This is a genomic window from Streptomyces sp. NPDC002176 (assembly GCF_044903645.1).
In the GTDB taxonomy this organism is placed as follows: Bacteria; Actinomycetota; Actinomycetes; order Streptomycetales; family Streptomycetaceae; genus Streptomyces.
Map to the genome: position 1 here is coordinate 235,433 of NZ_JBJDQW010000007.1, position 15,490 is coordinate 250,922.

Genomic DNA, 15,490 nt, shown 5'->3' on the forward strand with positions numbered 1-15,490 from the left:
CATGCCAATGAAGGAGGCTGACATGGTGGTGCGCGCGGCGGTCGCCGGGGCGAGTGGGTATGCGGGCGGTGAGCTGTTGCGGCTGCTGCTCGGGCATCCCGGGGTCGAGGTCGGGACGCTCACCGGGCACTCCAGCGCGGGGCGACGGCTGGGGGAGCTGCAGCCGCAGCTCGCGCCGCTCGCCGACCGGGTGCTGGCGGAGACGACCGCCGAGGCGCTCGCCGGGCATGACGTGGTGTTCCTGGCGCTGCCCCACGGGCAGTCCGCCGCCGTCGCCGAGCAGCTCGGCCCGGACGTGCTCGTGATCGACCTGGGCGCCGACTTCCGGCTCACGGACCCCGCCGACTGGGAGCGGTTCTACGGCTCCCCGCACGCCGGTACCTGGCCCTACGGCCTGCCCGAACTCCCCGGCGCGCGCGCCGCGTTGGAGGGCACCAGGCGTATCGCCGTACCGGGCTGCTACCCGACCGCCGTCTCCCTCGCCCTCTTCCCCGCCTACGACGCCGGGATCATCGAGCCCGAGGCCGTGATCGTCGCCGCCTCCGGCACCTCCGGCGCGGGCAAGGCGCCCAAGGCGCACCTGCTCGGCAGCGAGGTCATGGGCTCCATGACCCCGTACGGCGTCGGCGGCGGACACCGGCACACCCCCGAGATGATCCAGAACCTCAGCGCGGCGGCCGGGGAGCGGGTGAGCGTCTCCTTCACCCCGACCCTCGCGCCGATGCCCCGCGGCATCCTCGCCACGTGCAGCGCCAAGGCCCGCGCCGGAGTCACCGCGGAGGCGGTCCGCGCGGTCTACGAGAAGGCGTACGCCGACGAGCCGTTCGTGCGGCTGCTGCCCGAGGGGCAGTGGCCGAACACCGGCGCCGTGACCGGTTCCAACGCCGTCCAGGTGCAGACCGCCCTGGACGCGGAGACCGGCCGGGTCATCGTGATCAGCGTCATCGACAACCTCACCAAGGGCACCGCGGGCGGTGCCGTACAGAGCATGAACATCGCCCTCGGGCTCGACGAGACCACCGGGCTTTCCACGATCGGAGTCGCGCCTTGAGCGTCACAGCGGCCAAGGGATTCACCGCGGCGGGCATCGCCGCCGGGATCAAGCAGAACGGCAACCCCGACCTGGCCCTCGTGGTCAACACCGGCCCCCGCCGAGCCGCCGCCGGTGTCTTCACCGCCAACCGCGTCAAGGCCGCCCCGGTGCTGTGGTCCGAGCAGGTGCTGAAGAGCGGCCAGATCAGCGCGGTCGTCCTCAACTCCGGCGGCGCCAACGCCTGCACCGGCCCCCAGGGCTTCCAGGACACCCACGCCACCGCCGAGAAGGTGGCCGAGGTCCTCGACCGCGCGCCCATCGAGGTCGCCGTCTGCTCCACCGGCCTCATCGGCGTGACCCTGCCCATGGACAAGCTGCTGCCCGGCGTCGAGAAGGCCGCCGCCTCCTTGAGCGAGCACGGCGGGGAGAAGGCCGCCCTCGCCATCAAGACCACCGACACCCACCACAAGACCGCCGTCGCCACCCGGGACGGCTGGACGGTCGGCGGCATGGCCAAGGGCGCGGGCATGCTCGCCCCCGGCCTCGCCACCATGCTCGTCGTCCTCACCACCGACGCCGACCTCACCGACGCCGACCTGGACAAGGCCCTGCGCGCCGCCACCAAGGTCACCTTCGACCGGGTCGACTCCGACGGCTGCATGTCCACCAACGACACCGTGCTGCTGCTCTCCTCCGGCGCCTCCGGCATCACCCCCGGCCACGACGAGTTCGCCGACGCCGTCCGCGAGGTCTGCGCCGACCTCGGCCGCCAGCTCATCGGCGACGCCGAGGGCGCCAGCAAGGACATCAAGGTCGAGGTGATCAACGCGGCCACCGAGGAGGACGCCGTCGAGGTCGGCCGCTCCATCGCCCGCAACAACCTCCTCAAGTGCGCCCTCCACGGCGAGGACCCCAACTGGGGCCGTGTCCTCTCCGCCATCGGCACCACCACGGCCGCCTTCGAGCCCGACCGGCTGAACGTCGCCATCAACGGCGTCCAGGTCTGCAAGAACGGCTCGATCGGTGAGGACCGCGACCTGGTCGACATGCGCTACCGCGAGGTGCACATCGTCGCCGACCTCGCCGCGGGCACCGAGACCGCCACCATCTGGACCAACGACCTGACCGCGGACTACGTCCACGAGAACAGCGCGTACAGCTCATGAGCACGCCCGCGCGGAAGCACACCGCGCTGCCCAAGGCACAGACCCTGGTCGAGGCGCTGCCCTGGCTCACCCGCCACCACGGCCGCACCGTCGTCATCAAGTTCGGCGGCAACGCCATGGTCGACGAGAGCCTGAAGGCCGCGTTCGCCCAGGACGTCGTCTTCCTGCGCCACGCCGGGCTGCGGCCCGTCGTGGTGCATGGCGGCGGCCCCCAGATCAGCGCCGCCCTCGACCGGCACGGCATCGTCAGCGAGTTCAAGGCGGGCCTGCGCGTCACCACCGAGGACGCCATGGACGTCGTACGGATGGTGCTCGCCGGGCAGGTGCAGCGCGAGCTGGTCGGCCTGCTCAACCAGCACGGACCGCTCGCCGTCGGCCTCACCGGCGAGGACGCCCACACCATCACCGCGACCCGGCACCGGCCGAGGGTCGACGGCGAACTCATCGACATCGGACGCGTCGGCCAGATCACCGAGATCGACACCGGCGCCATCGAGACCCTGCTCGCCGACGGCCGCATCCCGGTCGTCTCCTCGATCGCCCGCTCCCAGGACGACGGACATGTCTACAACGTCAATGCTGATACGGCGGCTGCGGCACTCGCTGCTGCGCTGGGCGCCGAAACCCTCATGGTCCTCACCGACGTCGAGGGCCTCTACGAGGACTGGCCGCACTCCGACGAGGTGATCAGCCGCCTCACCGCGACCCAGCTGGAGAAACTGCTGCCCGAACTCTCCTCGGGCATGGTGCCCAAGATGGAGGGCTGCCTGCACGCCGTACGCAACGGCGTGCACACCGCCCGCGTCATCGACGGCCGCGTCCAGCACTCCATCCTGCTGGAGATCTTCACCGACGAGGGCATCGGCACCATGGTCGTGCCCGACGAGCCGGATACCCCGGGGGAGTCATGAGCAACGAGGACCTCACCGCCCGCTGGCAGGGCGCCCTCATGAACAACTACGGCACCCCGCGCCTCCCCCTCGTCCGAGGCGAGGGCACCGCCGTCTGGGACGCCGACGGCAAGCGCTACCTGGACTTCGTCGGCGGTATCGCCGTCAACGCCCTCGGGCACGCCCACCCGGCGGTCGTCCGCGCGGTGAGCGAGCAGATCGGCACCCTCGGCCATGTCTCCAACCTGTTCGTCGCCGAGCCGCCCGTCGCCCTCGCCGAGCGCCTGCTGCGGCTGTTCGGCCGGGACGGCAAGGTGTTCTTCTGCAACTCCGGCGCCGAGGCCAACGAGGGCGCGCTGAAGATCGGCCGCCTCACCGGGCGCACCCACATGGTCGCCACCGACGGCGGCTTCCACGGCCGCACCATGGGCGCCCTCGCCCTCACCGGCCAGCCCGCCAAGCAGGAGCCCTTCCGCCCGCTGCCCGGCGACGTCACACACGTCCCGTACGGCGACCCGCAGGCGCTCGCCGCCGCCGTCACCCCGGACACCGCCATGGTGATCATCGAGCCGATCCAGGGCGAGAACGGGGTCGTGGTGCCGCCGCCCGGCTACCTGAAGGCCGCCCGCGCCATCACCGCCGCGACGGGCGCCCTGCTGGTGCTGGACGAGGTGCAGACCGGCGTCGGCCGCACCGGCGACTGGTTCGCCTACCAGGCCCACGAGGGCGTACTGCCCGACGTCGTCACCCTCGCCAAGGGGCTCGGCGGCGGACTGCCGCTCGGCGCCACCCTCGCCTTCGGCCGCGCCGCCGACCTGCTGCAGCCCGGCCAGCACGGCACCACCTTCGGCGGCAACCCGGTCGCCTGCGCCGCCGGACTCGCCGTCCTGGACACCATCGAGGACGAGGACCTGCTCGCGGGCGTCAAGCGGCAGAGCGAGGCCCTGCGCGCCGGGATCGAGGCGCTGGACCACCCGCTGATCGACCATGTCCGGGGCGCGGGCCTGCTGCTGGGTATCGTGCTCACCGGGCCGTACGCCACGCAGGCGCAGGCGGCGGCCCAGGAGGCCGGGTTCCTGGTGAACGCGCCCGCCCCCGACGTCGTACGGCTCATGCCCCCGCTGAACCTCCGCGACGACGAGGTGGACGCCTTCCTCCAGGCGCTGCCCGGCATCCTCGACGCAGCCGACCCGGCAAACGAGGACGGACGATCCCGAGAATGAGACGACGATGAGCCAGGCGCAGGACCACGATCAGGCGGCGGGCGGACCCGCCGTACCGCAGACCCGGACGGCCCGCCACCGCCGGATCGTGGACATCCTCAACCGGCAGCCGGTGCGTTCGCAGAGCCAGCTCGCCAAGCTGCTCGCCGACGACGGGCTGAGCGTCACCCAGGCGACGCTCTCCCGCGACCTGGACGAGCTGAACGCGGTCAAGATCCGCAACACCGACGGCGATCTGATCTACGCGGTGCCCAGCGAGGGCGGTTTCCGCACCCCGCGCGCCCCGCTGGGCGGCTCCGCCAAGGAGGAGCGGATGCGGCGGCTGTCCCAGGAGCTGCTGATCTCCGCCGAGGCGTCCGCCAACCTCGTCGTGCTGCGCACCCCGCCCGGCGCCGCCCAGTTCCTCGCCTCGGCCATCGACCAGGCCGAACTCCACGACATCCTCGGCACCATCGCGGGCGACGACACCGTCATGCTGATCAGCCGCGACCCCACGGGCGGCCAGGCCCTGGCCGACCACCTGCTCCGGCTGGCGCAGAACGCGCCGTGACGCTCAACCGAGCCGGGTCGCCAGACCCCCCGTGCAGCGCACCTCGTCGCCCGCAGTGATCAGCAGGCCCTCCACGTCCGGCAGGGACTCCAGCCAGGCCAGGCCCGCGCGGGAGCCCATGGCGAAGGCGGCCGTGGCCCAGCAGTCGGCCCAGGTCAGCCGGGGTGTCACCACCGTCACGGCGACCAGGTCGGTCACCGCGGAGCGGCCGGTGCGGGGGTCCACGATGTGCGCGCCCCGCTCGGCCGTGCCCGAGGTCGCCACCGCCAGCTCGTCCGCACCGGCCGCCGACACCACCGCCGCCAGCCCGCCCGGCCGGAGCGGATCGGCCACGCCCACCCGCCACGCCCGGTGCGGCTCGGGCGCCCCCAGCATCTGGACGTCACCCCCGCCGTTCACGCTCACCCCGCACACCCCGGTGACCGCGGCCAGCGTGCGCGCGGCCCGCTCGGCGGACCAGCCCTTGACGATCCCGGTCGGGTCCAGCGTCCCCCGGTACCGGGTGCTGAACCAGCCGTCGCTGACCCGCTCCGCCTCGGCCGCCAGCTCCAGCACCTCGCGGACCTCCGGGGCGCACTGGTCCGGCGTCAGCTCCTCGCGGGCCAGCCGGGACACCTCGCTGTCCTCGCGGTAGGTGCTGAACACGGCGTCGACCTCGTGCAGCCCGGCGACCGCCGTGTCCAGCGCCGCCCGCACCTCGTCGGGGTCGCCGCCGCGCACGTCGAAGGAGAAGACGGTCCCCATGACCTCCTCCGCGTGCCGCACCACATGCGGTGTCCCCGCCCGCTCGGCCACCGTCCCGGTCACCCGGCCTGGTCCAGCGCGGACTGGAGCGACTTCTTGTACCCGGTGCTGGTGTAGGTCGCCCCGGACACTGAGTCGATGTCCGCGCTGCCCGAGGCGACGGCCGCCTGGTTGAGCCGGGGCACGGCCAGCGCGGTCTTGTCGTCGCTCGTCGGGCCCTTGGGCGCCTGGACCGCCTCCGCCTTGGTGATCTTCTTCCCGCTGAGCGTGACCCGGACCTGGACCGCCCCGTACGGCGTCTGCTCGGCCTTGCCGGTGACGGTACGGGCCTGCGCCACCCCCGAACTCCCGCCCGCGGCACCCTTCTTCACCTGGTCCAGCGCCGACTGCAGCGACTTCTTGTACCCCGTGCTGGTGTACGTCGCCCCCGACACCGAGTCGATGTCCGCGCTCTGCGTCGCCAGCGCCGCCTGGTTCAGCCGGGGCACGGCGAGCGCGGTCTTCTCGTCGCTCGTAGGACCCTTCGGCGCCTCGACGGCCTCCGCCTTGGTGATCTTCCCGCCGCTGACCGTCAGCCGGACCCGCACGGCACCGTACGGCGTCTGCGCCGCGTCCCCGGTCACCGTGCGGGCCTTGTCCGACGCCTGGGCACCGCCCGAACCGCCCTGCGGCGACTCCTGCGCCGCGGCCGCCGGAGGGGCGGCCGCCGACGCGGAGGCCGGGTCGGAGGCGGGCTTCAGCGACAGCAGTAGCACGACACCGGACACGGTGGCCGCGGTGGCCAGCATCACGCGCCGAACGGGATGGCTCTTCCTCATGGCTTCTGGAGCTCCGCTCACATCTCGAACGACTCGTGATGAATACGCCGGGCGGGGACTCCCGCGCCGCGCAGTGCCTCGTACACCGACTGCGCGAAGCCGGGCGGCCCGCACATGAAGACGTCGTGGCGGTCGATGTCGGGCATCTTGCGCAGGAGGTTCTCCGCCGAGATGTCCGGCCGCTCACCCTCCGGACTGTTCACCGCGTACATCAGCCGGGCGCCCCGCTCCTCGGCGATCGCGGCCAGCTCGTCCCACAGCGCCAGGTCCTGCGTGGTGTTGGCCCGGTACAGCAGGGTGATGTCACCGGAGGCGCCCGGCAGCGTCTCGAACAGCGCCCGCATCGGCGTGATCCCGACCCCGCCCGCCACCAGCAGCACCTTGCCCCGGCTGCGGCGCTGCGCGGTGAGCGCCCCGTACGGGCCCTCCGCCCACACCCGCGTGCCCGGCTCCAGCTCGCGCAGCCGCGCGCTGTGGTCGCCGATCGCCTTCACGGTGATCCGCAGCATCCCCGGCCGGGGCGCCGCCGACAGCGAGTACGGGTGCGAGCTGAACCGCATCCCCGGCGCCAGGAACCGCCAGCGGAAGAACTGGCCCGCCTCCGCGCCCATCCGGTGCAGCTTCCGCCCGGAGATCAGCACCGACACGATGCCCGGCGACTCCTCGATCACCGCCTCCACCCGCATCCGGTGCCGCAGGTTCAGCCGGACCGGCACGATCACCCGGTACCAGAGCACCAGCGCGGTCACCGCGCCGTACAGCACGTACCAGAACGTCTTCGCCATCGGCTCGACCGCGAAGTCGTTGCCGGTGGTGATCTGGTGCCAGAACGTCAGGAACACCGCCGCGTACGTCAGCAGATGCACGTGGTACCAGGTGTCGTACGGCAGCCTGCGCCGGACCACGCCGATGGAGGAGAGCCCGATCACCACGAACAGGCCGGTGCCGATGGCCGCCTTGCCCATGTCGGGCAGCTGGTTCACCGAGTCGACGGTCTGCTGGACGATGTCGCCGAGCGACTTGCCCGCCTGGAGGGCGTACCCCCACATGATGAGGAAGACGTGCGCCAGGACCAGGCTCAGCGTGTAGCGGCCGCTCATCGCGTGCCAGCGGGCCACCCGGTCCGAGCCGACCCGCCGCTCCAGCGCCGGTACGCGCGCCATCTGGAGCACGACCAGCGCCATCAGGTACCCGGCGAGCAGACCGGTGATCCGGCCCGCGTTCAGGACCCGGCCCGCGTTGTCGGCGATCGAGGGGGTGTTGTGCCACCAGAGCCACAACACGGCCGCCGCACCGGCCCACACCGCGAGCAGCAGTGGGACGGCCGGCGAGCGGCGCGGGCGGATGCGGCGCATCGTCTGGCGGCGGGCGGCACGTCCGCCTGCGAGCGTGGTGGTCACGGTTCCTCCGGGGGACTTGACCCTTGGCCCACACATACGTGCGGTACGGGCGGAGTGTTCAGCGTCCCGACGGGTGACCTGGGCGGGTGTCAGTAGCCGGTGAGGGAGGTGGCCCCGCCCGCCGTCCCGATGGCGATGTGCGGGCGCCGGGACGGTTCGGTCCAGCGGAGGATCTGGGCCATCGCGTCGGCGGGTACGGAGACACAACCGGCCGTCGCCGCCTTGCCGTTGACGTGCAGGAAGATGCCCGCACCGCGTCCGCGCACCGGACGGTGGTAGTTGAAGCCGATGACCAGGGCGTGGGCGTACTGGGTGGGGTACGCGACCAGGTGCTCGGACTCCGAGGCGCGGCAGTCGGCGGGGAGGGGGTCGACCCAACGGTTGTAGGCGCGGGAGTCGTTGTCCTGGCACCACCAGGAACTCTCGGCAACCGGGCGGTACTTGACGCGCGTCCCGGCCGGAGCCGCCTCGATGCCGAAGCCGAACGGCAGGTCGTACAGCCCGGTCGGGGTGGTGTTGGTGCCCTGCTGCCGCTCGGTGCCCGCCACCAGCCCGCCCGACCCGAACCGCGCGGGCGCGGTCCCGGCCGCCGTCCACCGACCGTGCCGCCGGTCCCACCAGGTGAGCGTGCCGGTGGTGGAGCCGGTGTCCGGGGCCTCGGCGGTGATGAGCTGGGTGCCGCCGCCGGTGTCCGCGAGGCGCGCGGGCAGCGGGATGTCGGCGGGCGGCTCGGCGGGCGCGAGACCGAGCGCGCAGAAGGAGGCGGACACGAGGGCGGTGACCAGGCGGCGGCGCATGGCTCAGACCGTAGAGGCCCCCTGTGGAGCGCGCCCCTGTTCATGGGCCATGCGGGGAGGGCCGAGCGGCGCAATTGACGAATCATGCGGAGTTCTGCATACTCATGCATATCAGCGAATGCACGTGAGGAGAGAAACCGTGACCGAGCGCGTCGTACTCGCCTACTCAGGCGGACTGGACACCTCCGTCGCCATCGGCTGGATCGCCGAGGAGACGGGCGCCGAGGTCATCGCCGTAGCGGTGGACGTCGGTCAGGGCGGCGAGGACCTGGACGTCATCCGTAAGCGCGCCCTCGCGTGCGGTGCCGTCGAGGCCGAGGTGGCCGACGCCAAGGACGAGTTCGCCGAGGAGTACTGCCTCCCGGCGATCAAGGCGAACGCCCTGTACATGGACCGCTACCCGCTGGTCTCCGCCCTCTCCCGGCCGACGATCGTCAAGCACCTCGTAGCCGCCGCGCAGAAGCACGGCGCCACCACGGTCGCCCATGGCTGCACCGGCAAGGGCAACGACCAGGTCCGCTTCGAGGCCGGCATCGTCGCCCTCGCCCCCGAGCTGAAGTGCATCGCCCCGGTCCGCGACTACGCGATGACCCGTGACAAGGCGATCGCCTTCTGCGAGGCGAAGAACCTCCCGATCGCGACCACCAAGAAGTCCCCGTACTCCATCGACCAGAACGTCTTCGGACGCGCCGTCGAGACGGGCTTCCTGGAGGACATCTGGAACGCCCCGATCGAGGACATCTACGAGTACACCTCCAACCCCGCCGAGGCCCGCGAGGCCGACGAGGTCGTCATCACCTTCGAGCGCGGTGTGCCCGTCGCCCTCGACGGCCGCCCGGTCACCGTCCTCCAGGCCATCCAGCAGCTCAACGAGCGCGCCGGGGCCCAGGGCATCGGCCGGATCGACATGGTCGAGGACCGCCTCGTCGGCATCAAGTCCCGCGAGGTGTACGAGGCTCCGGGCGCCATCGCCCTGATCACCGCCCACCAGGAGCTGGAGAACGTCACCGTCGAGCGCGAACTCGCCCGCTACAAGCGGCAGGTGGAGCAGCGCTGGGGCGAACTGGTCTACGACGGCCAGTGGTTCTCCCCGCTCAAGCGGGCGCTGGACGGCTTCATCGCCGAGGCCAACGAGCACGTCTCCGGCGACGTCCGGATGACCCTGCACGGCGGCCGCGCCGTCGTCACCGGCCGCCGGTCCCAGTCGTCGCTGTACGACTTCAACCTCGCCACTTACGACACCGGCGACAGCTTCGACCAGGCCGCGGCCAAGGGCTTCATCGACATCTACAGCCTGTCGTCGAAGATCGCCGCCAAGCGGGACCTCGCGTAACCGACGTCGTTGAAGCAGTAGGCCGACCGCCTCTCCGCCTGCCAGGGTGGGGAGGCGGTGGCACATCCCGAGCTTGAGGAGCAACGCAGTGAGCAGCAACAGCGGTGACGTACGGCTCTGGGGCGGCCGTTTCGCCGACGGTCCCGCCGAGGCCCTGGCGAAGCTGTCCGCGTCCGTCCACTTCGACTGGCGGCTCGCCCCCTACGACATCGCCGGGTCCCGCGCCCACGCGCGCGTGCTGCACACCGCGGGCCTGCTCGACCAGGACGAGCTGACCCGGATGCTCGCGGGGCTCGACCAGCTCGAAGCCGACGTGGCGTCCGGGGAGTTCGTGGGCACCATCGCCGACGAGGACGTGCACACCGCGCTCGAGCGTGGCCTCCTCGAACGCCTCGGCCCCGACCTCGGTGGCAAGCTCCGCGCCGGACGCTCGCGGAACGACCAGGTCGCCACGCTCTTCCGGATGTACCTGCGCGACCACGCCCGGATCATCGGCGGCCTGATCGCCGACCTCCAGGACGCCCTGGTCGGCCTCGCGGAGGCCCACCCGGACGTGGCGATGCCCGGCCGCACCCATCTCCAGCACGCCCAGCCGGTGCTCTTCGCCCACCATGTGCTGGCCCACGTCCAGTCCCTCGGCCGGGACGCGGAGCGGCTGCGCCAGTGGGACGAGCGCACCGCGGTCTCCCCGTACGGCTCCGGCGCGCTCGCCGGTTCCTCCCTCGGCCTGGACCCCGAGGCGGTCGCCCGTGACCTCGGCTTCGAGCGGGGCAGCGCGGGCAACTCCATCGACGGCACGGCCTCGCGGGACTTCGTCGCGGAGTTCGCGTTCATCACCGCGATGATCGGCGTCGACCTCTCGCGGATCGCGGAGGAGATCATCATCTGGAACACGAAGGAGTTCTCCTTCGTCACCCTGCACGACGCGTTCTCCACCGGCTCCTCGATCATGCCGCAGAAGAAGAACCCGGACATCGCGGAGCTGGCCCGAGGCAAGTCCGGCCGCCTCATCGGCAACCTGACGGGCCTCCTTGCCACCCTCAAGGCCCTTCCCCTCGCCTACAACCGCGACCTCCAGGAGGACAAGGAGCCCGTCTTCGACTCCTGCGACCAGCTGGAGGTGCTGCTCCCCGCCTTCACCGGCATGCTCGCCACCCTCACCGTCAACCGCGAGCGCATGGAGGAGCTGGCCCCGGCCGGGTTCTCCCTCGCCACCGACATCGCCGAGTGGCTGGTCCGCCAGGGCGTCCCGTTCCGCGTCGCGCACGAGGTCGCGGGGGAGTGCGTCAAGGTCGCGGAGGCGGACGGCAAGGAACTGGCCGACCTCACGGACGACCAGTTCGCCAAGATCTCCCCCCACCTCACCCCCGAGGTCCGCACGGTCCTGAACGTCAAGGGCGCACTGGCTTCGCGGAACGGCAGGGGCGGTACGGCACCGAGCGCGGTGGCGGTGCAACTGGCGGAGGTGAAGGGGGACTTGGCCAACCAGCACGCATGGGCCAAGGCCAAGAACATCGCCGCCCAGGGGCGCGGGGAACTGCGCGACTAGCCACGACCCGCCCGCAGCCGCCCAGGAGCCGAACCGCCCGAGCTCCTGGGCGGCCGGTTACGTTGGTCGCGCGCCCCTGGAGCCGACCGAACGGACCCCACAATGCCTTTCGCCCGCCTCTCCTCCGCAACCACCCCCACCTGCCACCTCGGCCTCGGCCTGGCCGCGGTCGGCCGCCCCGGCTACATCAACCTGAACCGGGACCACGACCTAGGAGATGACCGGAGCGCCAAGGCGCTACAAACCCGCACCCACGAACTCCTCGACGCCGCCTACGCCCAAGGCGTCCGCTACTTCGACGCCGCCCGCTCCTACGGCCGCAGCGAGGAGTTCCTCGCGGACTGGCTGACCGCCCGCCCGGAGAACGACGACGTGGTGGTCGGCAGCAAGTGGGGCTACACCTACACCGCCGACTGGTCCACCGAGGCCGACCAGCACGAGGTCAAGGACCACACCCTCCCCACGTACGACCGCCAGCGCGCCGAAACGGCTGACCTGCTCGGAGACCGGCTGGACCTCTACCAGATCCACTCCCTCACCCCCGACAGCCCCGCCCTCACCGACCGCGAGCTGCATCGAAGGCTCGCCCAAGCGGCCGCGGGCGGCCTCACCATCGGCTTCTCCACCAGCGGCCCCGCCCAGTCCGACACCATCAGGGCCGCCCTGGAGATCACCGTCGACGGCACCCCCCTCTTCCGCACCGTGCAGTCCACGTACAACGCGTTGGAGACCTCGGCCGGACCCGCGCTGGCGGAGGCGCACGACGCCGGGCTGACGGTGATCGTCAAGGAGGGCATGGCCAACGGGCGGCTCGCCCCGGACCACGCGCCCGAAGCCCTGCGGAACATCGCCGAAGAGACCGGCCTCGGCCCCGACGCCGTGGCCCTCGCGCTGATCCTCGCCCGCCCCTGGGCCGGTGTCGTCCTGTCCGGTGCCGTGACCGTCCCCCAGCTCGGCTCCAACCTGCACGCCGCCGCCGTCGACCTCACCGACGACCAGCGGACCCGCCTCGACGCCCTCGCGGAGGACCCCCACACCTACTGGGCACGACGCGGCGAGCTGCCCTGGCACTGAGACCCGCATGCCCGTGTTGAGACATCGACGTCTCAAGCGAGGTACCCTTGTCTCATGGCTCTCGACCGTGACCACGTGCTGCGCTCCGCCGCCGCCCTGCTGACCCGCAAGTCCACCGCGACCATGGACGAGGTCGCGCGCGCCGCCGGGATCAGCCGCGCCACGCTCCACCGCCACTTCGCCGGACGTGACGCGCTGGTCCGCGCGCTGGAGGCGCTCGGCATCGCGGAGTGCGAGGCGGCGCTCGACCGCGCCCGGCTGGACGAGGGCCCCGCCGCCGACGCCGTACGCCGACTGGTCCGCGAGATCCAGCCCGCCGCCGGACTGCTCGCCTTCCTCTACGGCGAGAACCAGCTCTGGGAGGGCGAAGGGCAGAACGCCCGCTGGCTGAACCTGGACACCCGGATCAGCGCCCTCTTCCAGCGCGGCCAGCGCGACGGCGACCTCCGTATCGACCTCACCCCCGGCTGGCTCACCGAAGCCTTCTACGGGCTGATCACCTCGTGCGCCTGGGCCGCGGTGGACGGCCGGGTGGCCTCCCGTGACTTCTCCACGATGGTCGCCGAGCTGCTGCTCGGCGGCGCGCTGCGCAGGGCGGAATCGTGACCAGCACCCTGCGGCCGCCCGTACCGACCGAGACCGAGCGGCGCCCCGGCCGCTGGCTCGCGCTCGGCGTGCTCGTCCTCGCCGTACTGCTCGTCGCCGTCGACGCCACCGTCCTCGGTCTCGCCACCCCCTACATCAGCGAGGACCTGCACCCCTCCGGCACCCAGCTGCTCTGGATCGGCGACGTCTACTCCTTCGTCATCGCCGGACTGCTCGTCTCGATGGGCAGCCTCGGTGACCGCGTCGGCCGCAAGCGCGTTCTGCTGTGCGGCGCGGCCGCGTTCGGCGCGATCTCGGTCCTGAACGCCTACGCCACCAGCCCCGGCCTGATGATCCTGGCGCGGGCGCTGCTCGGCGTCGCGGGCGCCACCTTGATGCCCGCGACCCTGGCCCTGATCCGCAACCTCTTCCACGACCCGCGCGAGCGCAGCTTCGCCATCGGCATCTGGGGCGCCACCGCCTCCGCGGGCACCGCCGTCGGCCCGATCGTGGGCGGCTTCCTGCTGGAGCACTTCTGGTGGGGCTCGGTGTTCCTGATCAACCTGCCGGTGATGGCGGTCCTGGTCCTGGTCGGCATCCGCACCCTGCCCGAGTCCCGCGACCCGAACCCCGGCCCGTGGGATCTGCTGAGCCTGCTGCTGTCCCTGGTCGGCATGCTCGCCCTGGTCTACGCGGTGAAGGAGGCCGCCACCCACGGCTTCGGCCCGCTCACCCTGGCCGCCGGCCTGCTGGGCGCGGCCGCGCTGTACGGCTTCGTCCGCCGCCAGCTCACCCTGCCCACCCCGCTGCTGGACGTACGGCTGTTCCGGCACCGGGGCTTCAGCGGGGCGGTGCTGGCGGATCTGCTGACCGTGCTCGGGATGTCGGGGCTGGTGTTCTTCCTGTCCCAGTTCCTGCAACTGGTCCAGGGCAGGCACCCGTTCGAGGCGGGCCTCGCCGAACTGCCCGCCGCCGTGGGCGCGGTGGTGGCCGGACTGGTCGCGGGCCGCGCGGCGCGCCGCTTCTCGGTACGCGCGGTGGTCTCCGGCGGCCTCGCCGCGATCGGCGTGGCCCTCGCGGTCCTCACCATGCTCGACGGGTCCACCGGCTATCCGCTGCTCGGCGCCGCCCTGCTGATCGTCGGCGTCGGTGCGGGTTTCTCCTTCACCGTCACCTCGGACGTGATCCTCTCCAGCGTGGACAAGAACCGCGCGGGCGCCGCCTCAGCGGTCTCGGAAACGGCCTACGAACTGGGCGCGGCCCTGGGCATCGCCCTACTGGGCTCGATCGTGACAGCGGCCTACCGCGACTTCACGGCTCCCCCCGGTACCCCGGAAACGGCCCACGAGTCCCTGGGCGCGGCAGTAGAAGCCTCAGCGGGCCTGCCCGCCCCGACGTCCCAGGCACTGCTGGAAGCGGCCAGAGAATCCTTCGTACACGGCCTGCACTTGGCGTCAGGAGCGGGAGCAGCAGTACTACTGGCGGCGTCAGCAGCAGCATGGCTCCTGCTGAAGAACCAACGCCTGGACAGAGGCTTCTAGCTCTTTGCCTTTAGGGGCGCGGGGAACGGCGCGACAAGCCACAACGCACCCGCACCCAAAAACCAAACCTCAGGCGGCCTTGGCCTTAGTGGCGTACATGTCCACATACTCCTGCCCAGACAGCCGCATGACCTCAGCCATCACAGAATCCGTCACAGCGCGAAGCACATACCGATCCCGATCCATCCCCTCGTACCGAGAGAACTCCATCGGCTCACCGAACCGCACAGTGACCTTCCCCGGCCGAGGGAACCCCTTCCCCCCAGGCTGAAGCTTGTCCGTGCCGATCATGGCGAACGGCACCACCGGCGCCCCGGTCATCAGGGTCAGCCGAGCGATCCCCGTACGCCCCCGGTACAGCCGCCCGTCGGGGGAGCGGGTCCCCTCGGGGTAGATCCCGAAGACCCGGCCCTCCTCCAGCACCCGGCGCCCGGTCATCAGCGCGGCGACACCGCCGTTCGCCCCGTCGCGGTCCACCGGGATCATGCCGACGCCGGTGAAGAACCAGGCCATCGCCCGGCCCTTGATCCCCTTGCCGGTGACGTACTCGTCCTTGCCGATGAACTGCACCTGCCGCTTGGAGACCACCGGGAGCACGATCGAGTCGATGAACGTGAGGTGGTTGCCCGCCAGGATCACCGGACCCTCGCCGGGAATGCGCTCGAGGCCCTCCACCTGGGGGCGGAACATCAGGCGCATGGCCGGCGCGAGCACTGCCTTGATGAGCGCGAAGCGGGACAACGGGTCCTCCAGGCCGAGCGGACGATATGAGTCTGTGCAGGTGAGG

The 15,490-nt window shown here is 71.8% G+C and carries 15 protein-coding genes; 10 read left to right on the forward strand and 5 right to left on the reverse strand.

Annotation, left to right across the window (positions count from 1 at the left end):
* Positions 1-22: 22 nt before the first annotated feature.
* Genes argC through ACI2LY_RS29105 form a run of 5 tightly spaced genes read left to right on the forward strand, consistent with a single transcriptional unit; the run spans position 23 to position 4,862 of the window.
* On the forward strand, positions 23-1,051 hold the full coding sequence (gene argC / locus ACI2LY_RS29085; protein ID WP_404709863.1) for an N-acetyl-gamma-glutamyl-phosphate reductase: 1,029 nt from the start codon (positions 23-25) through the stop codon (positions 1,049-1,051).
* Entirely contained in the window at positions 1,048-2,199 is a 1,152-nt protein-coding gene (gene argJ, locus ACI2LY_RS29090) for a bifunctional glutamate N-acetyltransferase/amino-acid acetyltransferase ArgJ (protein ID WP_404709726.1), read from the forward strand. Before argC ends, argJ begins: the two co-directional genes overlap by 4 nt.
* Complete coding sequence (gene argB, locus ACI2LY_RS29095) at positions 2,196-3,110, forward strand: acetylglutamate kinase (protein WP_404709727.1); 915 nt, start codon at positions 2,196-2,198, stop codon at positions 3,108-3,110. The genes argJ and argB overlap by 4 nt, the downstream gene beginning before the upstream one ends.
* On the forward strand, positions 3,107-4,312 hold the full coding sequence (locus ACI2LY_RS29100; RefSeq protein ID WP_404709728.1) for an acetylornithine transaminase: 1,206 nt from the start codon (positions 3,107-3,109) through the stop codon (positions 4,310-4,312). Before argB ends, ACI2LY_RS29100 begins: the two co-directional genes overlap by 4 nt.
* Before the next feature lie 7 nt (positions 4,313-4,319).
* On the forward strand, positions 4,320-4,862 hold the full coding sequence (locus tag ACI2LY_RS29105; RefSeq protein WP_389004701.1) for an arginine repressor: 543 nt from the start codon (positions 4,320-4,322) through the stop codon (positions 4,860-4,862).
* A 3-nt stretch (positions 4,863-4,865) separates the two neighbouring features.
* On the opposite strand, the gene ACI2LY_RS29110 is transcribed toward ACI2LY_RS29105, so the two are convergent.
* The 4 genes from ACI2LY_RS29110 to ACI2LY_RS29125 form a co-directional block, all read right to left on the reverse strand.
* Complete coding sequence (locus ACI2LY_RS29110; RefSeq protein WP_404709864.1) at positions 4,866-5,606, reverse strand: FAD:protein FMN transferase; 741 nt, start codon at positions 5,604-5,606, stop codon at positions 4,866-4,868.
* Positions 5,607-5,665: 59 nt separating this feature from the next.
* Positions 5,666-6,424: an FMN-binding protein gene (locus tag ACI2LY_RS29115; RefSeq protein ID WP_404709729.1), complete on the reverse strand. Its 759-nt coding sequence runs from the start codon at positions 6,422-6,424 to the stop codon at positions 5,666-5,668.
* A gap of 17 nt (positions 6,425-6,441) precedes the next feature.
* Positions 6,442-7,824: a ferric reductase-like transmembrane domain-containing protein gene (locus ACI2LY_RS29120; RefSeq protein WP_404709730.1), complete on the reverse strand. Its 1,383-nt coding sequence runs from the start codon at positions 7,822-7,824 to the stop codon at positions 6,442-6,444.
* An 89-nt stretch (positions 7,825-7,913) separates the two neighbouring features.
* A complete protein-coding gene (locus ACI2LY_RS29125; RefSeq protein ID WP_404709731.1) occupies positions 7,914-8,621 on the reverse strand; it encodes a L,D-transpeptidase in 708 nt (235 codons plus the stop codon).
* A gap of 139 nt (positions 8,622-8,760) precedes the next feature.
* On the opposite strand from ACI2LY_RS29125, the gene ACI2LY_RS29130 reads away from it, so the two are divergent.
* The 5 genes from ACI2LY_RS29130 to ACI2LY_RS29150 all read left to right on the forward strand — a co-directional run bounded on the left by ACI2LY_RS29130 (position 8,761) and on the right by ACI2LY_RS29150 (position 14,703).
* Positions 8,761-9,954 carry an argininosuccinate synthase gene (locus ACI2LY_RS29130; RefSeq protein ID WP_401452762.1) on the forward strand — a complete coding sequence of 398 codons (1,194 nt, stop codon included), beginning with the start codon at positions 8,761-8,763 and terminating at the stop codon, positions 9,952-9,954.
* 88 nt (positions 9,955-10,042) lie between these two features.
* On the forward strand, positions 10,043-11,503 hold the full coding sequence (gene argH / locus ACI2LY_RS29135) for an argininosuccinate lyase (protein WP_404709732.1): 1,461 nt from the start codon (positions 10,043-10,045) through the stop codon (positions 11,501-11,503).
* 102 nt (positions 11,504-11,605) lie between these two features.
* Positions 11,606-12,577 (forward strand): aldo/keto reductase, encoded by a 972-nt coding sequence (locus tag ACI2LY_RS29140; protein WP_404709733.1) that lies wholly within the window; start codon positions 11,606-11,608, stop codon positions 12,575-12,577.
* A 54-nt stretch (positions 12,578-12,631) separates the two neighbouring features.
* Positions 12,632-13,183 carry a TetR/AcrR family transcriptional regulator gene (locus ACI2LY_RS29145; RefSeq protein WP_404709734.1) on the forward strand — a complete coding sequence of 184 codons (552 nt, stop codon included), beginning with the start codon at positions 12,632-12,634 and terminating at the stop codon, positions 13,181-13,183.
* Complete coding sequence (locus ACI2LY_RS29150; protein WP_404709735.1) at positions 13,180-14,703, forward strand: MFS transporter; 1,524 nt, start codon at positions 13,180-13,182, stop codon at positions 14,701-14,703. Before ACI2LY_RS29145 ends, ACI2LY_RS29150 begins: the two co-directional genes overlap by 4 nt.
* Positions 14,704-14,772: 69 nt before the next feature.
* Here the strand turns inward: ACI2LY_RS29150 and ACI2LY_RS29155 are convergent, their stop codons facing one another.
* Positions 14,773-15,402: a lysophospholipid acyltransferase family protein gene (locus tag ACI2LY_RS29155; RefSeq protein ID WP_374201406.1), complete on the reverse strand. Its 630-nt coding sequence runs from the start codon at positions 15,400-15,402 to the stop codon at positions 14,773-14,775.
* Between the last annotated feature and the right edge of the window lie 88 nt (positions 15,403-15,490).

Bases quoted from the DNA above. Each gene is read 5' to 3' on its own strand.
- ACI2LY_RS29125 (WP_404709731.1), bottom strand. From the start codon at position 8,621: ATGCGCCGCCGCCTGGTCACCGCCCTCGTGTCCGCCTCCTTCTGCGCG.
- ACI2LY_RS29145 (WP_404709734.1), top strand. From the start codon at position 12,632: ATGGCTCTCGACCGTGACCACGTGCTGCGCTCCGCCGCCGCCCTGCTG.
- argC (WP_404709863.1), top strand. From the start codon at position 23: ATGGTGGTGCGCGCGGCGGTCGCCGGGGCGAGTGGGTATGCGGGCGGT.
- argB (WP_404709727.1), top strand. From the start codon at position 2,196: ATGAGCACGCCCGCGCGGAAGCACACCGCGCTGCCCAAGGCACAGACC.
- ACI2LY_RS29155 (WP_374201406.1), bottom strand. From the start codon at position 15,402: ATGCGCCTGATGTTCCGCCCCCAGGTGGAGGGCCTCGAGCGCATTCCC.
- ACI2LY_RS29110 (WP_404709864.1), bottom strand. From the start codon at position 5,606: ATGGGGACCGTCTTCTCCTTCGACGTGCGCGGCGGCGACCCCGACGAG.
- ACI2LY_RS29100 (WP_404709728.1), top strand. From the start codon at position 3,107: ATGAGCAACGAGGACCTCACCGCCCGCTGGCAGGGCGCCCTCATGAAC.
- ACI2LY_RS29105 (WP_389004701.1), top strand. From the start codon at position 4,320: ATGAGCCAGGCGCAGGACCACGATCAGGCGGCGGGCGGACCCGCCGTA.
- ACI2LY_RS29115 (WP_404709729.1), bottom strand. From the start codon at position 6,424: ATGAGGAAGAGCCATCCCGTTCGGCGCGTGATGCTGGCCACCGCGGCC.
- ACI2LY_RS29140 (WP_404709733.1), top strand. From the start codon at position 11,606: ATGCCTTTCGCCCGCCTCTCCTCCGCAACCACCCCCACCTGCCACCTC.